Here is a 24,015-nt window from a genome sequence, read left to right as displayed (position 1 = left end):
TTATCGAGAAATCTTTCGTAAATTTAATTCATACTAACTTTAAAGTTTGACATTATGAAAAGTATTTTATGGCTCGTCGCAGTAATCTGTATTATTGTATGGTTATTGGGTTTATTAGGAATCGTTGAAGGTTTAAGTAGCAGCAGCCTCATCCACATTCTATTGGTTATAGCAATTATTGTAATACTTTACAACATTATTTCTGGCAAAAAGCCATTATAAGCTTAACGATAATATGCCTTATAAAACGCATAGATTGATTTCTGTGCGTTTATTTTTTTGTTAATTCACTTCCTATTATCCCATTTTAGCTTAAATTTGAACGTCTTAATCTTCAAAAGCCATATCATGATATGGCTTTTATATTGACCAGACGTGATTAATAATTGAAATTTTATGAGAAGAGAACACAAACACAAAGGATGGAATGAAATAAAAACCAATGACTCATGGGCCATTTTTAAAATTATGGGTGAATTTGTCAACGGTTACGAGAAACTAAGTAAAATTGGACCTTGTGTTTCTATTTTTGGTTCCGCAAGAACCAAACCTGATCACAAATATTATCAACTTGCTGAAGATATTGCCCAAAAAATAGTAGAACATGGCTATGGTGTGATTACAGGTGGTGGACCTGGAATTATGGAAGCTGGAAATAAAGGTGCACACATCGCTGGAGGAACTTCGGTTGGACTTAATATTGAATTACCTTTTGAACAGCATGACAATCCTTATATCGATTCAGACAAAAGCTTAGATTTTGATTACTTCTTTGTAAGAAAAGTAATGTTTGTAAAATATTCACAAGGATTCGTCGTCATGCCTGGAGGTTTTGGTACATTAGATGAACTCTTTGAAGCCATGACCTTGATTCAAACCAATAAAATAGAAAAATTCCCTATCATTCTTGTAGGCAGAGATTTTTGGTCTGGTTTAATGGATTGGGTAAAAAGTACATTGCTAGAAGCCAATAACAATATTAGTGCAAAAGACCTAGACCTTGTTCATGTTGTTGATACCACAGATGAGGTCATTGAAATTTTGGATAGTTTCTACAAAGAATATGGATTGAGTCCAAACTTCTAATGACCATTCAATTTTAAGCTATGAAAAAGAAGATTAAAGTCGTATTGCTAATTATGGCTTTAGGATTGCAAGGTTTGCAAGCACAGGAAAATTTTAAGCTGATGTTTTACAATTTGCTTAACTTTCCTTTAGAAGATGCTGTACCAGACCGTTTGCAATATTTGGAGTTAATCTTAACCGATTATCAACCCGATCTTTTCATGGTTTGTGAATTGAATAATGAATCTGGAGCAGATGCTATTTTAAGTTCTCTTCAGTTTTTAAATCCAAATATGCAACGCGCTGTATTTGAGTTTAATACCTCAGATGACAATATCAGTGACCAAAACGATCTTCAGAACTTGATTTTTTACGATAGCACAAAGTTTGTTCTGGAAGATCAAATTATTGTGACTTCAATCTTTAGGGATTTCAATCATTACAGATTAAAAATCAATTCTTCTGAATCTGACACTAATCCAGTGCTCATCGATGTGATTGTTTGTCACTTGAAAGCATCAAGCGGAACAGAAAATCAAGCGCTTCGATTTCAGATGGTTGAAGATTTGATAGCTTATCTTGACACCCTTCCTGCCGATAGCAATGTGGTCCTTGCTGGAGACTTAAATGTTTACACAAACTCTGAACCTGCGTTTCAAGAACTCATTGATGCAGATAACAATAACCTTATTGATTTTGTTGATCCAGCTGATCGAATTGGAAGCTGGCACACCAATTCAAATTATTTGGATGTCATGACACAATCTACTAGAACCCAAAACGGTTTTGGTGGTGCGACAGGAGGTTTTGATGATCGTTTCGATTTTATAATGACTTCGGAAAACATGCTTGACAATCCAGAAATTGAATATGTTCAGGACAGCTATAAGGTATATGGAAACAACAATAATATAGATTGTTACAATCAAGCTATAAACTCATCAGATTGTGATGGACCTGAGTTTCCTTTCTTTATTAGAGAGGCTTTACACAATTTTAGCGATCATCTTCCCGTTACACTTGAATTACAGACTAACCAATCGCTATCTATTGAAGCGTTTAATTTAAAAACGCTTGTACGTTTTCATGGATCCAACATGGTTGATGACCTTTTAAAATTGCAACTTGACCCATCATTACAAATCAATAATTTATTCATAAGAAATTATTTAGGGCAAATCGTGAAAACCATTAGTGTTAAAAATGCGTTATATATTGAAGAAAATGTCTCTTCTTTGGCGAATGGTTTATATTTTATTACCGCAAATGAGTTTGAAAACAGTCCACTAAAATTTATCAAAGTAAATTGAAATCACGTTTTTTTATCGTTGTCTTTATGTGTCTTTGCCTTTGCATTACTGCTTTTGGTCAAAACACCATTGATTTAAAAGCTGATTTCGATATAGAAAACAAAACCATCCAGATTAAGCAACACATAACTTACCACAATACCAGCAATGACACTTTAGATACCATTTACCTGAATGATTGGAATAATGCTTATTCTTCTAAAAATACGCCATTAGCCAAACGCTTTGAAGAAGAATTCAGTTTGAAATTTCATTTGGCAAAAAGCGAGCAACGTGGTTATACCACCATTACCAATTTAACAAATAAGAAAAGTGTATCTCTAAATTTCGAGAATCCAAAAGATCATGTCGATATTGTTAAAATCACATTGGACGAACCTTTACTACCTTCAGAATATTACGAACTAGATATTAGTTACACTGTTGTAATTCCCGATGATATCTTTACAGGATATGGCATCAAGGAAAACAAAGACCTCAATTTGAAATATTGGTATTTAACTCCTGCAGTATATAATGGCGAGTGGCAGATTTATAGCAATAAAAACTTAGATGATATATATACGCCTAAAGCCAACCTTAATCTTGAAATCAGTTTTCCGTTAGGTTATACGTTTGTTTCTGAGCTAAACACAAAAGATATCAAACAAACCCAAAGCAAACAAACAATTATCTTATCTGGGAAAGATCGGGTTAACTCAACTTTGGTTTTAGTTAAATTTTCTGGATTTAAGTTTGTTCAAACTGATGATTTTAATGTTATATCAGATATAGATAGTAAAAATGTAAGTCCGGAAGAAAAAGCATTAATCACTGATAAAATCACACGATTTATTACTGAACATCTTGGAGAATATCCACACGAACGTTTATTGATAACAAAAAGCGATTACAAAAAAGATCCTCTGTATGGTTTAAATCAATTGCCAGATTTCATAAGACCCTTTCCCGATAATTTTCAATATGAGCTTAAATTATTGAAAACAGCCTTAAAAAACTATTTGGACAACACCCTCTTGACAAATCCGAGAAAAGATTATTGGCTAAAGGAAGGAATCCAGATCTTTTATTTAATGAAGTATGTCGAAACCTATTACCCAGACACAAAAATGATAGGCACTCTAGCCAATATTTGGGGCATTCGGTCTTTTCATGCTGCAGATTTATTCTACAATGATCAATTCAGCATGTTTTACATGCAAATGGCAAGAACCAATAGAGATCAGTCCTTAACCACTTCTAAGGATTCCCTTTTAAAATTCAATGCAAATATTGCTAGTAAATATAAAGCTGGAGTCGGTTTAAGGTATTTAGATGATTTTGTGAATAGCAATACGGTCGAATCTAGTATTTTCGAGTTTTTAAATAGTCAAAAGCTTCAGCTAACCTCTTCTGATACCTTTGAAGCATTACTGAAAGACAATACAGATAAAAATATTGATTGGTTTTTTGAAGACTATGTAGATTCTAGAAAAAAAATAGATTTTAAAATCAGAGAAGTTGAGGTTGAAGGTGATTCAGTAACAATCACCATCAAGAACAAAAGACATAATAATGTGCCTGTTTCTCTCTTTACCCTTAACAAGGATTCTATCTTAACAAAAACTTGGATCGAAAATATAAATGGCAGTAAAACCTTTACCATTCCAAAGGAAAACAACCAAAGGTTTGCCCTAAATTACGACAATACCATTCCAGAGTTTAACCTAAGGGATAACTACAAAACCCTAAATAGTAATTTTCTAAACAACAAACCTTTACAGTTTAGGCTTATTCAAGATATTGAAGACCCATATTACAATCAAATATTCATGATGCCTTTGGTTGAGTTTAACAATATTTATGACGGACTTACTTTAGGAGGTAAATTTTATAACAAAACCTTATTGCGTAAGCGTTTGAATTATAGAATATCACCTCAATATGCTACAAATTCTAAAACCTTAACGGGAAGTGCTTCTATAAACTATACTCATAATATTGACAATAGTGATCTATACGCAGTTACTTATGGTGTTAGATCAAGCTATTCTTCATTTGCTGAAGAAGCCTTTGTAACCAGGATTTCCCCTAGTTTATTGCTAAACTTTAGAGATGGAAATGATTTTAGATCTGATAAGTTTAAAAGTCTGAATTTTAGGTTTTTAAGTATTAGAAGGGACGTTGGCGATGAAACGATTTTTGAAGTTGACAATGACATTGTGCAAGAACCAGATTACAGTGTCTTCAATATTAGATATGTTACAGGGAATCCAGGCATTATCAACTATAACAGATGGTATTATGATGTTCAGTTTGCTGAGCGCTTCGGAAAGTTTTCGATCAACTACGAATACAGAAATCTATCTGAAAGCAATAGACAATTCAACATCCGATTATTTGCTGGAACATTTCTGTACAACAACACCCAAAGTGGATCAGATTACTTTAGTTTTGCATTAGACAGGCCTACAGACTATATGTTTGACTACAATTATCTAGGTCGTTCAGAATCATCAGGTTTATTCAGTCAACAAATCATTATTGCTGAAGGCGGATTTAAATCTATGCTGGAAACACCTTATGCTAACCGTTGGATGACTACAGTCAATACCAGTACCACAATTTGGAGATATATCGAGGCTTATGGCGATTTAGGATTGGTTAAGAATAAAGGCTTTAATCCGAAATTTGTTTACGACTCTGGTATACGCCTCAATTTAATCACAGATTATTTTGAGGTCTACTTCCCTATCTATTCCAATCTAGGATGGGAAATTGCGCAAGATGACTACGATCAACGTATCCGATTTGTTATTACATTAGATCCAGGACGTTTATTAGGATTGTTCAGACGAAAATGGTTTTAAAATATCTGTAATCAAATCTGATTATTTCTTCGTATATTGAAAATATCTCAACAAAACATTTGTTTTTTTAATAATACATTAAATTTATAACATAATATTACGTTGTAAAAGATTGAAACTTTAGCTAAATTTGCAACTTATAATGGAAGGCTATGCAAACCGATACCAACACAAAATCAGAACTGACTTTTGACGATTTCAAAGCGCAGGTTTTAGACGATTATAAAATTGCTGTTACCAGTAGAGAATGTAGTCTACTCGGTCGACGCGAGGTTTTAACTGGAAAAGCTAAATTTGGTATTTTCGGCGATGGTAAAGAAATTCCTCAAATAGCATGGGCAAAGGTCTTTAAAAATGGGGATTTCCGCTCTGGTTATTACCGAGACCAAACCTTTATGATGGCTATTGGAGAACTCAACATTGAGCAATTCTTCGCAGGATTGTATGCCAACATTGATATCAGCCATGAACCAATGTCTGGCGGACGCCAAATGGGAGGCCATTTTGGAACCCATAGCTTAGACGAAAATGGATACTGGAAAAACTTGACCAAACAAAAAAATTCGAGTGCTGACATCTCTCCTACTGCTGGGCAAATGCCAAGATTGTTAGGTTTGGCACAAGCTTCAAAAATATATAGAAATGTCAAAGGTATTGACACTACTAACTTTTCCAACCAAGGTAATGAAATTGCTTGGGGAACCATAGGCAATGCTAGTACTAGTGAAGGGTTGTTTTTTGAAACTATTAATGCAGCTGGAGTTCTTCAGGTTCCTATGGTCATCAACATTTGGGATGACGAATATGGGATTTCCGTTCATGCAAAACACCAAACCACTAAAGAGAACATTTCAGAAATCCTTAAAGGCTTCCAAAGAGATAAAGACCAAAAGGGTTATGAAATCCTAAAGGTTAAAGGTTGGGATTATCCAGCTTTAATTGAAACCTATCAAAAAGCAGAACAAATTGCTCGTGAAGAACATGTTCCAGTAATGATTCATGTTGTTGAATTAACCCAACCTCAAGGACATTCTACTTCTGGTTCACACGAACGCTATAAAAGCAAAGAGCGATTGGAATGGGAAGCAGAATATGATTGTGTCGCACAAATGCGCCAGTGGATGATTAACAACAATATTGCATCTCAAGACGAACTCGATAACTTAGATAAAAGTATCAAGAAAAATGTTCGAGATGGTAAAAAAGCGGCCTGGAAAAATTATTTAGACCCTATCAAATCGGAACAAAAAGAAGCCGTCAATCTTTTAAGTTCTTTAGCCGATTCTAGTTCGAATAAAGTTTTTATCAATAAAATTGTAAACGAACTTAAAGCTATTGAGGAACCTATTCGCAAAGACATTGCCTCTGCTGTACGTAAATCACTTAGATATGTGATTTCAGAAACTTCAGAAGCAAAAAATACGACCTTGGATTGGATTGCCAGTTATTTGGCTAAAATCCAACCTGAATACAGCTCTTATTTACATAGCCAATCTGATAAAGCTGCTCATCTTATTGAAGAGGTTATCCCAACTTATGATTCCGATACGGAAGATGTAGATGGCAGAGTTGTTTTACGTGATAACTTCGATGCCATTTTCAGCAATTATCCTGAAACTCTTGTGTTTGGTGAAGATTCCGGAAATATTGGAGATGTAAATCAAGGCTTGGAAGGCTTACAGGAAAAATATGGTGACCTTCGTGTTGCTGATGTTGGAATTAGAGAAGCGACTATTATCGGACAAGGTATTGGAATGGCAATGCGCGGATTGCGTCCAATTGCTGAAATTCAATACTTAGATTACATGCTTTATGCATTGCAAATCATTAGTGATGATTTAGCAACGCTTCAATACAGAACCAAGGGCAAACAAAAAGCACCATTAATTGTTAGAACACGTGGCCATCGTTTGGAAGGTATTTGGCATTCTGGATCACAATTGGGAGGCATCATTCATTTGGTACGTGGTATTCATGTTTTAGTACCAAGAAACATGACCAAAGCTGCTGGTTTTTACAATACACTTCTCGAAAGTGATGAGCCAGCATTGATTGTTGAATGCTTGAACGGTTATCGTTTAAAGGAAAAAATGCCTAATAATCTTGGTAAGTTTAAAACACCTATTGGAGTTGTTGAAACTGTTAAGGAAGGAACAGATATTACACTAGTATCTTATGGTTCAACCTTGCGTATTGTTGAACAAACTGCTAAAGAGTTGTTGGAAGTTGGTATCGATGCTGAAGTTATTGATGTTCAATCATTGCTACCTTTTGATCTGAATCATGATATCGTAAAAAGTGTCGCAAAGACCAACCGATTGATGATAATTGATGAAGATGTGCCTGGAGGTGCTTCAGCTTATATTCTTGATCAAATCTTAAATACCCAAAATGCTTATCAATACTTAGATAGCCAACCAAAAACTTTGGCTGCGAAACCACACAGACCAGCCTATGGAACAGATGGTGATTATTTTTCAAAACCCTCTTCCGAAGATATTTTTGAAGCTGTTTACAATGTGATGCATGAAGTGAATCCGAACGATTTTCCTAAGTTGCGATAACATTCAAGAAAATAATAATAAAACCTAAAGCCTTTTGTACATCACAAAAGGCTTTTTTTTATGGTTAGCTGATAATAGTCATTTTATTATTCATTGCAATGCACTAACTTTAGTGTTTATGCAAATTTGATTTTTTATGCTCACGGAAACCATTTTAAACACATTTAAATCCAAAAAGGACTTTGTCAAATACCTGAATAACAATATCACTGAATTTCCACATTATGGTAATGCTTTAGAAAAGTACAACTATGAACAAGAATTACTTCCTCTACAAGCTGAATTGGTAGATTTTCAACGCTGGGTGCAAAAGGAAAACAAAAAAATCGCTATCATTTTTGAAGGTCGTGATGCTTCGGGAAAAGGTGGAACCATAAAACGTTTTAAAGAACACCTTAATCCAAGAGCTATGCGAATTGTGGCATTGAATAAACCTACAGAAGTTGAAAAAAACCAATGGTATTTCAATCGCTACATTAAAGAATTGCCCAATGCAGGTGAAATTGTATTCTTTGATCGTAGCTGGTATAATAGAGCCGTCGTAGAACCTGTTATGGGATTTTGTTCAAAAGAACAATACAATCGCTTTATGATACAGGTTCCTGAATTTGAAAATATGCTCTATGAATCAGGAACACGAATCATAAAATTTTGGTTTTCGGTTTCGAAAGAAGAGCAACAACGTCGTTTCGATAAACGTTTAAACAATCCGTTAAAGAAGTGGAAATTCAGTCCTGTAGATGAAAAAGGACAAGAATTGTGGGATGATTTTACCAATTACAAAAATCAAATGTTTTCACGCACACACAATTCCTTTTCACCATGGGTAATCATTAAATCCAACGACAAAAAATTGGCGCGATTGGAAAGCATTAAATATGTTTTAAGTTTATTCGACTATGAGAACAAAGGCAGTAATTGTAAAACTATTTTACCTGATCCCAATATTGTACAACGTTACTTCAGAAATACGATTCAAATTGACCAATAAAACATCATGACAGAAAAAAACCTAAATATCATCAATTCAAAAAAAGGTATCGAAGCCTTATTGCGCTTGAATAAACTCGATACTAAAAAAGCGATTCAAAATGTTAAATATGAAAAGCGACTGGAAAAACTTCAGGAAGAAATGCTAATCCTTCAGCAATGGGTGGTCCTGAACAATAAAAAAGTGGTTATTCTCTTTGAAGGTCGCGATGCCGCTGGAAAAGGCGGAGCCATTAGACGTATCATACAACATCTTCCACCGCGTGCCATAAGAGTTGTTGCGCTTCCTAAACCTAACGAAACAGAATTGGGTCAGTGGTATTTTCAACGCTATATCAATAAATTACCAAATAATGGTGAAATTGTGTTCTTTGATCGAAGTTGGTACAACAGGGCTATTGTTGAACCTGTAAATGGATTTTGTACCCAAAAACAATATGATATCTTTATGGGACAAGTGAATGAATTTGAAAAAATGATTCAGGACTCAGGGATTTATTTGCTTAAGCTATACTTTTCTATCACAAAAAAAGAACAAGAACGTCGTTTCAAGGATATCACCACTTCACCCATAAAAAAATGGAAATACAGTGATGTTGACCGAAGAGCATTGTCGCTTTGGGATGATTACACCTCTTATAAGGAAGCTATGTTTGAAAGAACACAAGAATATGCTCCTTGGAAAGTTATAAAAGCAAACCGAAAAACAAATGCAAGAATTAGGGCCTTTGAATACATTCTTAAGGAAATTCCATATGAAACCAAGGATGTGGAAACCATTAGACATCAAACCATCAAATCCATTCTTAAGGATTGATATGTCAAATTATGATTACTTTTAATTGAATTAAACCTTTGATGATTGATATCGTCTAAGTTTAAAATCCAACTTATGAAATCAACTATTTTAATTTTGATTGGACTTTTGATTTTCTCTTGTGGAAGTGACAACAATAATGATTACACTCCCATACCTGAAGAGCAAACCATCGATTTTTCAAATATTCTCACCATCGATTTTGATAATCTTCACAATTATAGTAATCAATCCATTCCAAACTACATCATAAAAGACAACACCACGCCTGGAAATGAAATCACTAATGAAGTAGCAACGTTGGGACGTATTCTTTTCTATGATAAAAATCTATCCGCAGATAATACCATAGCTTGCGCCAGTTGCCATAAGCAAAGTTTAGCCTTTACCGACAATGTACAAGCAAGTTCTGGAATCAATGGACTCACAAGTCGACATTCGATGCGGTTGGTTAATGCGCGTTTTGGTGTTGAAGCTAAATTCTTTTGGGATGAGCGCGCCATCAATTTGGAAACCCAAACCACCATGCCTATTCAAGATCATGTAGAAATGGGCTTTAGTGGAGAGAATGGCGATGAAAATTTTAATGACCTTATCGCGAAGCTTGAACTTACCGAATACTATCCTGCCCTATTTAATTTTGCTTTTGGTTCTGAAGATATTACAGAACTGAGAATTCAAAATGCTTTAGCGCAATTTGTTCGCAGCATTCAATCATTCGACAGTAAATATGATGTTGGTAGAGCCTTAGCAAACAACGATGGACAACCGTTCACAAATTTTTCCCCTCAAGAAAATCAAGGAAAACAATTGTTTTTACAACCTCCAGTATATAACAATCAAGGCGTAAGAATTAATGGTGGACTGGGTTGTGCTGGATGCCATCAAGCACCCGAATTTGATATTGATCCTAATTCCTTAAATAACGGCATGATTGGAAGTATTGCTTCCAACATTCCCGATTTAAATGTGACCCGATCACCAAGTCTGAGAGATGTCGTCAAAGCGGATGGTTCAGCAAATGGTTTGTTTATGCACAATGGAAGTCTAACGACATTAGATCAAGTTCTTGAGCATTATAACTCTATAAGCCTTACTAACAATAGTAACATTGACCCAAGACTCAGTCCTGGAGGCGAAGGACAAAACCTAAATCTTACTGAAGATGAAAAGCAAGCGGTTATCGCGTTTCTTCAAACCTTAGGAGGTACTGATGTCTATACCAATGAAAAGTGGAGCAATCCGTTTATTCAGTAAAATCATATTTTTGAGCGAGTAAAGTTTAAAAACAAATTTGAAAAGCCATCACACTTGTGATGGTTTTTTTATATTTATACAAACTATCAACCTATGCTATCCAAACTAGATAAAGAAAAATTTAGAGGGTCTATCTTTAGGCACCTTGATGGAATTGCAACTGCAACCTCTGCATATTCCCTCTCTAAAAATGGTGTCTTAGACTATTTGTTGGAACACAAAAAAGTTGATTTAGAACAATTAACCAAAACTTTCAAAGCCAATGAAGGCTATCTCAACGTGGCGCTTCGGATTTTATCTTCCCAAGGTTGGCTGATTCAACACTTAGACAACAAGACCAACTCCATTTCTTATGAAACCAATGCCTTAAGTAAAAAAGCCTTTGGACTTGTTCCGCATTACAAAGAAGCCGTCAATCTTTTAAAGTACACAGACAAACTACATAGCGAACCTATAGGGATTGATGCCTTTAGTGCTCTAGAGAAAGTATTCAAGTCGTTTGAAAAAGGTTATGGTTTGGACGTTTCCGATGAAACTTCAATAGATTACCAAATCAAAAAACATATTGAAGGCGTTATTATTGCGCCAATTATTGTTCGATTGGGAATGAATGGTTTATTCCATAAATATTTTATGGAAGCCTCTTTTTCCGCAGAAGAATACCATTCAAATCCTGAAAGTTTCAAAAAGATATTAGATTTCTTTGCGCATTTGGGTTGGTTCAAAAAAGGGAAAAACACCTATAGGTTTACAGATGAAGGTCTATTCTTTGCCAAACGCGCCAGTGCTTATGGTGTGACAGTTTCGTACTTACCTACATTTATACATTTAGACGATTTGATTTTTGGCGATCCGACCATTTTGAGAACCTCGTCACCACATGAAACTGAAAAACACGTTCATCGCGAAATGAATGTTTGGGGAAGTGGTGGTGCACATTCAACATATTTTAAGGTGATTGATGAAGTCATAATTGAGCTTTTCAACAAACCTATTGAAGAACAGCCTAAAGGTATTTTGGATATGGGTTGTGGCAATGGTGCTTTTATCCAACATATTTTTGATGTCATAGATTACCAAACCAAACGTGGAGAGATGCTTGATGAATATCCGTTATTATTGGTTGGAGCTGATTTTAACCAAGCGGCTTTAAAAGTGACTCGTGCCAATTTAATCAAGGCAGATATTTGGGCAAAAGTGATTTGGGGAGACATTGGTAGACCTGATTTATTAGCAAAGGATTTGAAAGAAGACTACAATATTGAACTTAAAGACTTGCTGAATGTTAGAACATTTTTAGATCACAACCGAATTTGGGAAGAACCGAAACAGCAAACAGACCGCATTAGCAACTCTTCTGGTGCTTATGCATCTTTAGGAAAGCGCCTTAGCAATAATTTAGTAGAGGATTCTTTGTTCGAGCATTTAGGAAAATGGAAGCCTTATGTTGAACGCTTCGGATTACTAATGATTGAATTACATACAGTAAATCCAGAATTAGTAGCTCAAAATCTTGGAAAAACGGCTGCAACAGCTTATGATGCAACTCATGGTTATAGTGACCAGTACATTTTGGAAGTTGATGTCTTTAACAAGATTGCCAAGGAAGTTGGCCTGTATCCTGATGCTAGATATGCTACAAAATTCCCAAAAAACGATTTGGCAACGGTAAGTGTAAATTTACTGAAAGGAAGATAAATTATGGATCACCAAAACCAACTCATAACACGTGATTGGCTAGCTATTGAGCGAACTAAACTTGCCAACGAACGCACATTTTTAGCTTACTTTAGAACGTTTGTTGTGTTTTTAGGAACTGGATTAACCGTTTTAAAAATCGAATTTTTTTCAGATTTAAAATCCTTTGGCATAGCACTTTTAATCATTTCCCCAATTATATTAGTGGTTGGTATAGCCCGTTTATTTCGAGTAAAGAAAACCATTAGAAAACATTACAAGATTTGAAAGCCGTTTCTGTTGTTACTATAAAAAAAGAATTACAACATCGTTCGCAGGACGAATTGATTCAGCTGTGTTTACGGTTATCTAAATTCAAAAAGGAAAACAAAGAGCTTCTCACCTATTTGCTATTTGAAGCTCACGATGAAACAGCTTATGTGGAATCGGTAAAGGACTTTGTCGATTTAGAATTTGAAGCCATCAACACCAATAGTTATTATTATATAAGAAAAAGTGTTCGCAAGATTCTTCGACACGTAAAGAAATATGCAAGGTATTCAGGACGCAAGGACACTGAAATAGAACTTCTGCTCCATTTTTGCAAAAACATGAAACTGCTCTCACCTTCAATTAAATTCAACAAGACACTAATCAATAGTTACAACCGACAATTAGCATTGGCTGAAAAACACATATCTAACCTTCACGAGGATTTACAATATGACTATGGTTTAATGGTTGAGGAATTAGGGTTTATTTCATAATTGCTTGACAAGAATAAAAAAAAGCAGAATTTTCATTCTGCTTTTTAATTCTCTAGCGAGCTATTATGCTGTTTGCAACTCATGTTTGCCTTCATAAACTTCTTCTACCAGTTTGGTGTTAAACATTGGTAAATCTTTTGGAGACCTACTAGTAATTAACCCTTCATCTACAACTACTTCACTATCCTCCCATTTGGCACCTGCATTTACTAAATCTCGTTTTATGGATCCATAAGAAGTCACGCGACGACCACTCAATACATCTGCTTCAGCCAATAACCAAGGTGCATGGCATATTGCTGCAACTGGTTTTTTATTTTTGAAAAAAGATTTTACAAATCGGATAGCTTCTCCATTTTGCCTAAGTGTATCGGGATTCATAACTCCACCTGGCAATACCAATGCATTATATGCTTCTTCATTAGCTTCACTCAGTGTCTTGTTAACATCATATTCGTTACTCCAATCACCATTACTCCAGCCTTTGATTTTTCCTATGTTTTCAGAAATGATATCTACATTAGCACCAGCTTTTTTTAAGGCAAGCATTGGCTCACGTAATTCACTTTCTTCAAATCCATTGGTTGCTAAGATCGCAACGTTCTTTCCTTTTAAATTTTCCATTGGTAATATGTTTTTAATTTGTTATTAATTTACTTACTTATAATATAATTGATAACAAACAAAAAACCCAATGTTATTAAGGGTTTAACGCAGATTTATCAGAAAATGTTAAGACTTCTTAAACTAAGAAAATATTTTGACTAAAAGCTCCTTGAGCAAGTCACTTTGAGGAATCGCATTAGCATTAACCCCTTTACCCTTGACATCAATATCTCTGAGAATCGCAACGATTTGGCTAACTTTTTTCATAGGGTAATTACGAGCAGCCATGACATATTCGTTCACGAAATACGGATTGATTTTTAGAGCTGAGGCTACACTTCTCGGATTCTTGTCATGTAAGCCATGCAAATGCAACAATTGCGAAAAATAATTGAACAGCAAGGATACGGTCACTACCATGGGATTGTCTTTTGGGTTGTCTGCAAAATAATTTACAATCTTAAAAGCCTTAACGCTATTACGCTCTCCTATGGCCTTGCGCAACTCAAAATTGTTATAGTCCTTACTAATTCCTATATTCTCTTCAATATGTTCTGGAGTTATTTGAGTGCCTTCAGGCAAAATGATCTTGAGTTTATTCAATTCATTGTTGATTTTTCCTAAATCAGTTCCCAAAAACTCAACGAGCATTTGAGAAGCTTTTGGAGAAATACTATAATTTTGTCCGGAAAGTACGCGACGAATCCAATCTGGCACCTGATTATCATACAGTTTCTTGCTCTCAAACACAACACCAGACTTTTTTATCGTCTTATATAACGTCTTACGCTTATCTATTTTTTTGTATTTATAGTTAAGAACCAAAACTGTTGTTGGTTGCGGATTTTCAGCATAAGCTGCTAAATTTTCAATGGTTCTAGAAAGGTCTTGTGCTTCTTTTACTATCACGACCTGACGTTCTGCCATCATTGGAAAACGTTTGGCATTACTTACGATATCTTCGATGGCAATGTCACGACCATATAAAACCATTTGGTTGAACCCCTTTTCTTCTTCGGAAAGCACATTATCTTCAATAAAATCTGAAATAGCATCAATATAGTATGGCTCTTCACCCATAAGGAAGTAAATGGGTTTGATGCTTCCATTTTTGATATCTGCTACAATTTGTTTGACGTCGTCCAAGCTTGAAATCTCTTAATCAAATTCCAAAAAGAAGGTTTGGGATTTGGTATTTATGTATTGTGAGTTAACTTTGAAAAAAACTGAACTCATTTCCATGCAGGAACTCAATTTTCCAAAGTTCGAATTCCGTTTCAAAAGTAACGAAAATAAAGTTTCCATCTTTGATGAGATTCGTAAAAAATTTATCATTTTACAACCAGAAGAATGGGTGCGACAGCATTGTGTTCAGTATTTAATTCACCACAAAAATTATCCTAAATCGCTTATCAATGTTGAGAAAGCCCTTCAAATCAACAATTTGACCAAACGCTATGATGTTGTAGTCTATAATCCGGATGGAAGCATACATCTCATTGTTGAATGTAAAGCCCCAAGTATCACCATTAACCAAAGTACCTTTGATCAAATTGCCAGATACAACCTTGCTTTGGATGCCACTTATTTGATGGTTACCAATGGAATAAATCACTATTATTGTAAGATGGATTTTGAGAATGAATGTTATGAATTCCTAAAAGATATTCCAAAGCATCAATGAAAATAGCAGTGGTCATATTAAATTGGAATGGTAAAGCCTTACTTGAGCAATTCCTTCCTTCAGTATTGGAGTATTCAAAAGACGCTCAAATTATTGTAGCCGACAATGCTTCAACTGATGATTCTGTGTCTTTTCTTGAAAAAAATTTCCCGAATGTTTCCATCATCAAAAACACATCTAATGATGGCTATGCTAAAGGTTATAATGATGCCTTAAAACACATTGACGCTGATATTTTTTGTCTTCTTAATAGTGATGTTGAAGTGACCAAAAATTGGTTAGATCCTATTCTAAAAGAATTTGAAACACATAGTGATACTGTGATTATTCAACCTAAAATTTTAGACTATAAGCGAAAAGGGTGTTTTGAATACGCTGGAGCTGCTGGAGGTTTTATTGATAAATACGGTTATCCTTTTTGTCGCGGACGTGTATTCAACTCCATTGAAAAAGACAATGGTCAGTACAATGATACAACTTCCATTTTTTGGGCTTCGGGAGCTTGTTTTTTTATCAGAAAATCAACTTTTGAATCTCTGAACGGCTTTGATGAAAATTACTTTGCACATTTTGAGGAAATTGACCTATGTTGGCGCGCTTTCAATCTTGGTAAAACAGTGAAATATGTAGGAAGCTCAACGGTATATCATGTTGGTGGAGCCACTTTAAATGCTGTTCACCCAAAAAAAACATATCTCAATTTTAGAAACAGTTTATATACAATTACCAAGAATGTTTCTGGTTCTCTCTTCGGAATTATCTTTACGAGATTACTTCTAGATGGTATCGCTGGATTGAAATTTATTGTAACATTAAAACCCTCTCATTTTTTTGCAATTCTCAAAGCCCACTTTTCATTTTACAAGCATTTACCAACACTTTTAAAACAACGCAAGAACATACAACAAAAAAAAGGGTACTATCAAACCCAATCCATTGTCTGGTCTTACTTTGTGAGAAAACGTTTTCGTAATTGATTGTTCATAAAACTGTTAAAAATTTAGTTAAATACAATCTAAGCAATTATTCTTTTCTATAATTTTGGTATGTTATTTTGTTGTAACAACTAAAAAACAAAACTAATTTTTAAACATCAATTATGAGAAAAGTATTGCTATTAAGTATAGCTGGAATGTTTGTGTTGACCTCTTGTGTTTCTAAAAAGGAACACATGGCACTCAAAGAAAAATACAATGAAAGCCAAGATTTATTAAACAGTGCAACCGTGAAGTTAAACAGCTGTTTATCTGATAAAGCTGCTGCACAAGCACGTGTTGAAACCATGAAAGATCAATTGGCCGACTTACGTAAAGCCAATCAAGATTTGATTGATACCAAAGGAAATTTAACAACCTTAACTCAAAAAGGCGCTGAAAACCTTGAAAAATCTTTAGAAAGCTTAAAAGAAAAAGACCTTAAGATATCTCGCTTACAAGACGCATTAAATAAGAAAGATAGTGTCACATTGGCGATTGTATCAAGTTTGAAAAAAGCTGTTGGTATTGATGATCCAGACATTGAAGTCAATGTTGAAAAAGGAGTGGTTTTTATTTCTATTGCCGACAAACTTTTATTCAAAAGCGGAAGCTACACTGTGACAGAAGAAGCTAAAACTGTTTTAGGAAAAGTTGCTAAGGTAATCAATAGCAAACCTAACTTTGAAGCTATGGTTGAAGCTCATACAGACAATGTTCCTTACCAAAAAGGCGTGTTATTAGACAACTGGGATTTAAGTGTGAAGCGTGCTACATCAGTGGTTCGAGTTTTAGAAGAATTGGAAGTCAATCCTCAGCAATTGGTAGCGGCTGGTAGAAGTTATCATGTGCCATTAGTTGAAAATGACACTGCTGAAAACAGAGCCAAAAACAGACGTACAAGAATTGTTGTCATGCCAAAAATTGATCAATTCTATGAAATGATTGAAGAGGAAATGAAAAACCTGTCTGCTAGCAACTAATTCAAAAAAAGATAAGAAAAAGCCCAATCGTTTGATTGGGCTTTTTTTTATTTTAAAATATCTCTAGACTTCCCTTGCCTTCCCTTACCACTATAGGTTGTGATTCTGATAAGTCGATAATGGTCGAGGCCAAATTATCTCCATAACCACCATCAATAACCAAATCGACCAGATTATCCCATTTTTCAAGAATCAATTCAGGATCTGTGGTATATTCAATTATTTCATCTTCATCACGTATTGAGGTAGACACAATAGGATGGCCTAACTGCTCTACGATGATTCTTGCTATATTATTGTCCGGAATACGAATCCCAACCGTTTTTCGTTTCTTAAAAGGATGTGGTAATGTATTCGAACCAGGTAAAATAAAGGTATATGGACCAGGCAGTGCACGCTTTAAAATTTTAAATGTCGTTGTATCAATTTGCTTTACATAATCGCTAAGATTACTCAAATCATAACAAATAAATGAGAAATTAGATTTTTGAAGTTTCACACCCTTAATTCGCGCTATTCTTTCTAATGCTTTCAAATTAGTAATATCGCACCCTAATCCGTAAACCGTATCGGTTGGATAAATAACCAATCCGCCACTCCTAAGTACATCCACCACTTTTTTAATGGCTTTAGGGTTTGGATTCTCCTCGTAAATTCTAATTAATTCTGCCATATCTATTCAATTGCCACATTTATACCCACAAAGTAGTTAAATATTTCTGTACTTAAAAAAATGGATTATTTCATTTTCACAATTTTTAACAGTTATCAATTTGACTAAAGTGTAACAATTCAAAAGAATTTCAGTCTATTTAATATGCACAGGCTTTGTTTCATTTTATTATTTATAACCTTACAGTTGTTTTCCTCCAATAAGAAAACAGCTCAGTTATTATCCTTTCCTGAAGCCGAGTTAATTAACGTAAACACTACGAGAATCCCATTCAAATTAGTTGATCATCTTATTGTGATTGAGGCAAACCTCTTAGATCAAACCGGAAATTTCATCATTGATACTGGATCTGAAACCTTAATTCTAAACAAATCCCATTTTAAAGGTCGCCAATCATTCCATGATCAACACGAACAGACTTCAGGTGTCTTAAATATTATTGATAATCCATTGGAGAGAAGGCTTCAAGAATTCATTATAAAGGATTTGGTTATAGAAGACACCTTTTCTGATGTCATCGATTTGTCACACATTGAAAAAAGCAAAAAAATACATCTACTGGGAATTATAGGACATGACATCCTTAAAGACTATGAGATTTTTGTTGACATGCACTTAAATCAAATCACATTGTCTAAAGTAGATTCTAAAGGACATAGGCTCGATAAGACTAAGTATTTGGAGCGCATCATTGATAGTGTCGATTTTAAACTGAAAAAACACACCATCATTCTCGAAGCAATGGTGAACGGAAAAAAACTGAAATTTGGTTTAGATACTGCCGCAGAATTCAATCAGCTAAACAAAAGGGCCAACAAAACAGTTTTTGAACAATTTTTTCCTAAGCGACGTCTGCAACTTTTGGATGCGAGCGGAAATCAATTAGAGGTTTTGGCAGGAAAATTGTACAGAGTAAAACTAACTGATTCCATCTATTTTGGACCAATGCATACCATTTTGACCGATTTATCTCAGATGAATACTGTATTCGGAACAAATCTAGATGGCATATTTGGATATGAATTCTTAAAACAACAACGAACCATTATCAATTATAAAAAAGAAAAGCTTTATTTTGTAGAGAAACCCATTAATAGGCACTGACTTTGAAACGAATACATTACATAACCATCATTTTACTACTTTCAGTTGTAAGCTTGTTTGCCCAAAAACCAAAAGGCTATTCCATTGAAGGTGATGATGTTGTATTCACATTTCATCGATCAGATTACGAAACCTTATCCCACGACTATTCAGGAAACCGAATCGATTTTGATGATCTAACCGTAGACAATGTAGTCGTTGCTGGCGAATTCAATAATTGGTCTAAATACGACTGGAAGATGACCAAGATAGATGATGACACTTATGAACTCCGCAAGCCTTTGAGTAAGTTCGACGGTAATTACAGTTGGCAATTCAAATTTATTATCAACAATGAATATTGGGCAGAACCAACAAATCGCGATCCTAACATCGTAGATGCCAAAAATCAAAACGGAAAATACCTTCACGTTTATAATTTAAAAATGTTTGCCAAAGCCTATCCAAGTGAAGATGGCAATGTTCGCTTTAGATTAAGAGGTTTTGAAGACGCTGAGAAAGTCGTTGTTGCTGGTTCTTTCAATAAATGGGACGATCAATCATTTCAAATGTATCGAATTGAAAACGGTTGGGAACTGAAATTACAGATCAAACCTGGCGAATATGAATATCGCTTTGTGGTAGATGGTGACTGGATGGAAGACCCTTCAAATCCTGACAAAGTTTTAAATGAGTTTGATGAATTCAATTCTCGCTTAAATGTTGGAAAGTATGTTACATTTCTACTGAAAGGATATCAAGATGCACAAACTGTTGTCCTTGCAGGATCATTTAACGATTGGAATGAAGAGGACTTAAAAATGGAAAAAACCGAAAATGGTTATTGGTATTACAGATTACCGCTTCCTGCCGGAAAGCATCATTACAAATTTATTGTGGATGGCGAATGGATTCTTGATCCTGACAATTCCGTAAGGGAATACGATGGAAATGGTCACGTCAATTCTGTTTTTATGGTCAAATAGTTATCCGAGAATATCCAACTTTGCAAATCGGAGCAACAATTTTTTGACACCTCCAACCTCAAAGTTAATCTCTGCTTTAACATCTGCTCCTTTTCCCTCTATTTTCAAAACTTCGCCTTTTCCAAATCTAGAATGTTCTACAATATTCCCAACAGCTAGTTTACCATCAAATAAGTTGGTATTATCATTACTGGTTGAAGATGATTTAGATATGGGCTTAAGATTTTTGGGCGCTGTAAATTTTGGCGGCTTATTTTCCTTGATACGTTTTTTTGGCTTTTTGAATCGAATTCTGTTGGGCTCGACATCACCAAAAATATCAGCCGACAACATCGGATTTTGTCTTGGTTCATGCAATGGTGTAATGACATCTAGATATTGGTCATCAATCTCCTCAATAAATCGACTTGGTTCAGCATCGATTAATTTTCCCCATCGATAACGCGACAAAGTATAAGTTAAGTACGCTTGTCTTTCAGCTCTGGTCAGTGCCACATAAAACAAACGTCGCTCCTCCTCTAGCTCACTACGTGTATTCATGCTCATAGCACTTGGGAACAAATCCTCTTCCATTCCAACAATATAAACATACGGAAACTCCAATCCTTTTGCTAAATGGATGGTCATTAAGGAAACACGATCCAAATCACCATCATCCTTATCTAAATCGGTTGCCAAAGCCACATCTTCAAGAAACTCTGAAATACTTCCAGTAGCATCTGCTATTTCCACCTGACCTTCAACAAAATCTTTCATACCATTCAGCAACTCTTCAATATTCTCCAAACGTTGAATATCTTCAGGCGTGCCTTCCTTATTATATTCTCTAATAATTCCAGTAGCTTTAACCACATGATCCGCTAATTCAAACGCATTAGCAGATTGACTCATCACTTGAAAACTTTCAATCATGGTCACAAAATTGTGAAGTTTCATTCGTGTACCACTATAGATTTTTACCTCTAATTGGTCAATGTATTTCATGACCTCAAAAATGGTTCGATTGTAATTACTCGCTGCAACAATCAGTTTATCAATGGTAGTCTGTCCAATTCCTCTCGCTGGAAAATTGATAACACGTTTTAGAGCTTCTTCATCAGCAGGATTGATAATCAAACGTAAATAGGACAACACGTCTTTAATTTCCTTACGTTGGTAAAACGATAAACCACCATAAATACGATAAGGAATATCGCGTTTGCGCAAAGCATCTTCAATAGCACGCGACTGTGCGTTGGTACGATACAACACTGCAAAATCCTTGTTGTTAAGCTGGTGCTGCATTTTGTTCTCAAAAATGGAACTCGCAACAAATCGCCCTTCATCACCATCGGTCATTAAACGGTTGACCTTTACTTTATTGCCTTCCTCATTGGCCGTCCAAACCACTTTATCCAATTTGGTTTGGTTTTTATCAATGATGGAATTAGCAGCATTTACAATATTTTTGGTAGAACGGTAATTTTGTTCCAAACGAAACACCTCAACATCATCGTAATCGCGTTGGAAGTTCAATATATTATTGATATTGGCACCTCTAAAGGCATAAATACTTTGAGCATCATCACCAACGACACAAATGTTTTGAAAACGATCTGACAAAGCTCTTACAATCAAATATTGGGAATGGTTGGTATCTTGATACTCATCGACCAAGATATATCGAAAACGATCCTGATATCTTGCTAACACGTCTGGAAAACGTGTCAACAACTCATTGGTCTTCAACAACAAATCATCAAAATCCATCGCACCTGCCTTAAAGCAACGCTCTACATAAGCTCTATAGATGTCACCAAGTCTCGGACGTCTTGCTGCTGTATCAGCTTCAATCAATTCAGGGTTTTGAAAATAGGCTTTAACCGTAATCAGACTGTTTTTATAAGATGAAATACGAGAACGGATTTGCTTGTACTTATAGACATCCTTATCTAAATTCATCTCTTTGATAATAGAGGCAATCAGACGATCGGAATCCTGTGTGTCGTAAATGGTAAAATTACTTGGAAACCCTAAACGGTCAGCTTCACGTCGTAATATTTTGGCAAAAACCGAATGAAAGGTTCCCATCCAAAGGTTTTTTGCCTCACTATCACCAACAATATCAGCAATTCGACTTTTCATTTCTCGAGCCGCCTTATTGGTAAAGGTCAACGCCAATATATTGAAAGGATCCACACCTTGACTCATCAAATAGGCAATCCTATAAGTGAGCACACGTGTCTTACCTGAACCTGCTCCAGCAATGACAATCATTGGTCCATCCTTCTGCAAGGTTGCAGCTAATTGCGCTTCGTTTAACTGACTTAAATATTTCTCCAACACCATTATTTTTTGGGAGCATAAAAATAACCATTTGTAATAGGTTTTTTATAGTGGTTTTATCAATAATTATAAACAATTGTTTTTGCTGGTTTTTTTAGTCTATCTTTAAGATTGAAAAAATGAATTCGTTATATGAAGTTATTATATGTTCTTGTTTTTTTTGGTTGTTTCGGAATTTACGCCCAAAATGGCATTGAAAAAGATTTTGTTGAAATTGAATCAAAATTAATTGAATGGCGGCGTTATTTTCATGAAAATCCGGAACTGTCGAATAGAGAGTTCAAAACAGCTGAAAAAATTGCTCAACATCTCAAATCCCTAGGATTGGAAGTTCAGACAGGTATTGCCCATACTGGTGTTGTTGGTATATTGAAAGGAAACCAACCCGGAAAAGTTGTCGCCTTGAGAGCTGATATTGATGCACTGCCTGTAACAGAAAACAACGATTTACCATTCAAATCCACAAAACGTTCCTCATTTTTAGACCAAGAAACAGGTGTTTCACATGCTTGTGGTCATGATGGACATACAGCAATATTAATGGCCGTTGCCGAAGTGATGGCCAAGCATAAGGATAAAATTAAAGGCACTGTAAAGTTTATTTTTCAACCTGCTGAGGAAGGAGCTCCTCCAGGAGAAGAAGGTGGCGCTAAATTAATGATTGAAGAAGGTGTTTTAGAAAACCCAAAGGTAGATGTCATTTTCGGATTGCATTTGCGATCCATGGTTGAAGTTGGCCAGTTGCATTACAAACCAGGTGGTGCTATGGCTGCTGTAGAGCGTTTTGTAATCAACGTAAAAGGCAAGCAAACCCATGGAGCCTCTCCTTGGTTTGGTGTAGATCCAATAGTCATTTCAGCAAAAATCATTGATGGCCTACAAACCATCATCAGTCGTGAATCTAAATTAATAAACGAAGCAGCTGTCATTACCGTTGGAAAAATGACAAGTGGTGTTCGATTTAATATCATTCCTGAATCTGCAGAATTAATTGGAACGGTCAGAACCCTCGATCCAGATATGAAAGCCATGATCATTAAGCGCATGACCGAAATGACGGAAACCATTGCCAAGGCTTATGGAGGCGAAGCAACGATTTCGTTTACAAACCAAACAGGAATTACCTATAATGATCATGATTTGGTCAAACAAATGCTACCAAGTATGGTGAAAGTTGCTGGAAAATCTAATGTGGTTCAAATCAAAGCTGAAACTATTGGTGAGGATTTTTCTTATTTTCAGGAAAAGATACCTGGATTTTATTTTTATTTAGGAGGCATGACCAAGGGTGAGACCGAACTTCATCCTCATCACACACCTAGCTTTTTTATTGACGAAAGCGGATTATTATTGGGTGTCAGGACTTTAACACAAATGACGTTAGATTATCTAAATCAATGATTTT

21 protein-coding genes are annotated in these 24,015 nt (G+C 35.2%); 17 read left to right on the top strand and 4 right to left on the bottom strand.

Going from position 1 to position 24,015, the window contains the following annotated elements:
- Positions 1-54 precede the first annotated feature (54 nt).
- The 11 genes from AB9K26_RS02685 to AB9K26_RS02635 all read left to right on the top strand — a co-directional run bounded on the left by AB9K26_RS02685 (position 55) and on the right by AB9K26_RS02635 (position 13,296).
- Entirely contained in the window at positions 55-222 is a 168-nt protein-coding gene (locus AB9K26_RS02685) for a lmo0937 family membrane protein (protein WP_369970991.1), read from the top strand.
- Between the two features lie 174 nt (positions 223-396).
- Entirely contained in the window at positions 397-1,086 is a 690-nt protein-coding gene (locus tag AB9K26_RS02680) for a TIGR00730 family Rossman fold protein (protein ID WP_369970990.1), read from the top strand.
- Positions 1,087-1,106: 20 nt separating this feature from the next.
- The gene (locus AB9K26_RS02675; protein ID WP_369970989.1) at positions 1,107-2,375 is read left to right on the top strand and encodes an endonuclease/exonuclease/phosphatase family protein; all 1,269 of its coding nucleotides are present in this window, start codon (positions 1,107-1,109) and stop codon (positions 2,373-2,375) included.
- Between the two features lie 26 nt (positions 2,376-2,401).
- On the top strand, positions 2,402-5,224 hold the full coding sequence (locus AB9K26_RS02670; RefSeq protein ID WP_369970988.1) for a metalloprotease: 2,823 nt from the start codon (positions 2,402-2,404) through the stop codon (positions 5,222-5,224).
- A 152-nt stretch (positions 5,225-5,376) separates the two neighbouring features.
- Positions 5,377-7,788: a thiamine pyrophosphate-dependent enzyme gene (locus AB9K26_RS02665; RefSeq protein WP_369970987.1), complete on the top strand. Its 2,412-nt coding sequence runs from the start codon at positions 5,377-5,379 to the stop codon at positions 7,786-7,788.
- Positions 7,789-7,924: 136 nt separating this feature from the next.
- The gene (gene ppk2, locus AB9K26_RS02660; RefSeq protein ID WP_369970986.1) at positions 7,925-8,779 is read left to right on the top strand and encodes a polyphosphate kinase 2; all 855 of its coding nucleotides are present in this window, start codon (positions 7,925-7,927) and stop codon (positions 8,777-8,779) included.
- 6 nt (positions 8,780-8,785) lie between these two features.
- Positions 8,786-9,595 (top strand): polyphosphate kinase 2, encoded by an 810-nt coding sequence (gene ppk2 / locus AB9K26_RS02655; RefSeq protein WP_369970985.1) that lies wholly within the window; start codon positions 8,786-8,788, stop codon positions 9,593-9,595.
- A gap of 75 nt (positions 9,596-9,670) precedes the next feature.
- On the top strand, positions 9,671-10,852 hold the full coding sequence (locus AB9K26_RS02650) for a cytochrome-c peroxidase (RefSeq protein ID WP_369970984.1): 1,182 nt from the start codon (positions 9,671-9,673) through the stop codon (positions 10,850-10,852).
- Between the two features lie 93 nt (positions 10,853-10,945).
- Complete coding sequence (locus AB9K26_RS02645) at positions 10,946-12,550, top strand: class I SAM-dependent methyltransferase (protein WP_369970983.1); 1,605 nt, start codon at positions 10,946-10,948, stop codon at positions 12,548-12,550.
- A 3-nt stretch (positions 12,551-12,553) separates the two neighbouring features.
- Positions 12,554-12,817 carry a DUF202 domain-containing protein gene (locus tag AB9K26_RS02640; protein WP_369970982.1) on the top strand — a complete coding sequence of 88 codons (264 nt, stop codon included), beginning with the start codon at positions 12,554-12,556 and terminating at the stop codon, positions 12,815-12,817.
- Complete coding sequence (locus AB9K26_RS02635; RefSeq protein WP_369970981.1) at positions 12,814-13,296, top strand: hypothetical protein; 483 nt, start codon at positions 12,814-12,816, stop codon at positions 13,294-13,296. Before AB9K26_RS02640 ends, AB9K26_RS02635 begins: the two co-directional genes overlap by 4 nt.
- Positions 13,297-13,359: 63 nt before the next feature.
- On the opposite strand, the gene AB9K26_RS02630 is transcribed toward AB9K26_RS02635, so the two are convergent.
- Together AB9K26_RS02630 and holA are read right to left on the bottom strand one after the other, a co-directional pair.
- Positions 13,360-13,920, bottom strand: coding sequence for a type 1 glutamine amidotransferase domain-containing protein (locus AB9K26_RS02630; protein WP_369970980.1), 561 nt, complete (start codon positions 13,918-13,920; stop codon positions 13,360-13,362).
- Positions 13,921-14,043: 123 nt separating this feature from the next.
- Entirely contained in the window at positions 14,044-15,048 is a 1,005-nt protein-coding gene (gene holA / locus AB9K26_RS02625) for a DNA polymerase III subunit delta (RefSeq protein WP_369970979.1), read from the bottom strand.
- Between the two features lie 94 nt (positions 15,049-15,142).
- On the opposite strand from holA, the gene AB9K26_RS02620 reads away from it, so the two are divergent.
- The 3 genes from AB9K26_RS02620 to AB9K26_RS02610 all read left to right on the top strand — a co-directional run bounded on the left by AB9K26_RS02620 (position 15,143) and on the right by AB9K26_RS02610 (position 17,543).
- Entirely contained in the window at positions 15,143-15,586 is a 444-nt protein-coding gene (locus AB9K26_RS02620; protein WP_369971087.1) for a type I restriction enzyme HsdR N-terminal domain-containing protein, read from the top strand.
- Positions 15,583-16,563, top strand: a complete 981-nt coding sequence (locus AB9K26_RS02615; RefSeq protein WP_369970978.1) for a glycosyltransferase family 2 protein — start codon at positions 15,583-15,585, stop codon at positions 16,561-16,563. Before AB9K26_RS02620 ends, AB9K26_RS02615 begins: the two co-directional genes overlap by 4 nt.
- A gap of 122 nt (positions 16,564-16,685) precedes the next feature.
- Positions 16,686-17,543 carry a flagellar motor protein MotB gene (locus AB9K26_RS02610; RefSeq protein ID WP_369970977.1) on the top strand — a complete coding sequence of 286 codons (858 nt, stop codon included), beginning with the start codon at positions 16,686-16,688 and terminating at the stop codon, positions 17,541-17,543.
- A 52-nt stretch (positions 17,544-17,595) separates the two neighbouring features.
- On the opposite strand, the gene AB9K26_RS02605 is transcribed toward AB9K26_RS02610, so the two are convergent.
- Complete coding sequence (locus tag AB9K26_RS02605; RefSeq protein WP_369970976.1) at positions 17,596-18,216, bottom strand: L-threonylcarbamoyladenylate synthase; 621 nt, start codon at positions 18,214-18,216, stop codon at positions 17,596-17,598.
- A 144-nt stretch (positions 18,217-18,360) separates the two neighbouring features.
- Here AB9K26_RS02605 and AB9K26_RS02600 point away from each other — a divergent pair, with 144 nt between their 5' ends.
- Both AB9K26_RS02600 and AB9K26_RS02595 read left to right on the top strand, forming a co-directional pair.
- Complete coding sequence (locus AB9K26_RS02600; RefSeq protein ID WP_369970975.1) at positions 18,361-19,320, top strand: hypothetical protein; 960 nt, start codon at positions 18,361-18,363, stop codon at positions 19,318-19,320.
- 2 nt (positions 19,321-19,322) lie between these two features.
- Positions 19,323-20,285 (top strand): glycogen-binding domain-containing protein, encoded by a 963-nt coding sequence (locus AB9K26_RS02595; protein ID WP_369970974.1) that lies wholly within the window; start codon positions 19,323-19,325, stop codon positions 20,283-20,285.
- Here the strand turns inward: AB9K26_RS02595 and AB9K26_RS02590 are convergent, their stop codons facing one another.
- Positions 20,286-22,607 (bottom strand): ATP-dependent helicase, encoded by a 2,322-nt coding sequence (locus AB9K26_RS02590; RefSeq protein WP_369970973.1) that lies wholly within the window; start codon positions 22,605-22,607, stop codon positions 20,286-20,288.
- 135 nt (positions 22,608-22,742) lie between these two features.
- On the opposite strand from AB9K26_RS02590, the gene AB9K26_RS02585 reads away from it, so the two are divergent.
- Positions 22,743-24,011, top strand: coding sequence for an amidohydrolase (locus AB9K26_RS02585; RefSeq protein ID WP_369970972.1), 1,269 nt, complete (start codon positions 22,743-22,745; stop codon positions 24,009-24,011).
- Positions 24,012-24,015: the final 4 nt, after the last annotated feature.

Source organism: Psychroserpens sp. XS_ASV72 (assembly GCF_041224425.1).
Lineage (GTDB): Bacteria > Bacteroidota > Bacteroidia > Flavobacteriales > Flavobacteriaceae > Psychroserpens.
Note: the sequence above shows the minus strand (reverse complement) of the source record. Positions and strands in the feature narration are given on the sequence as shown.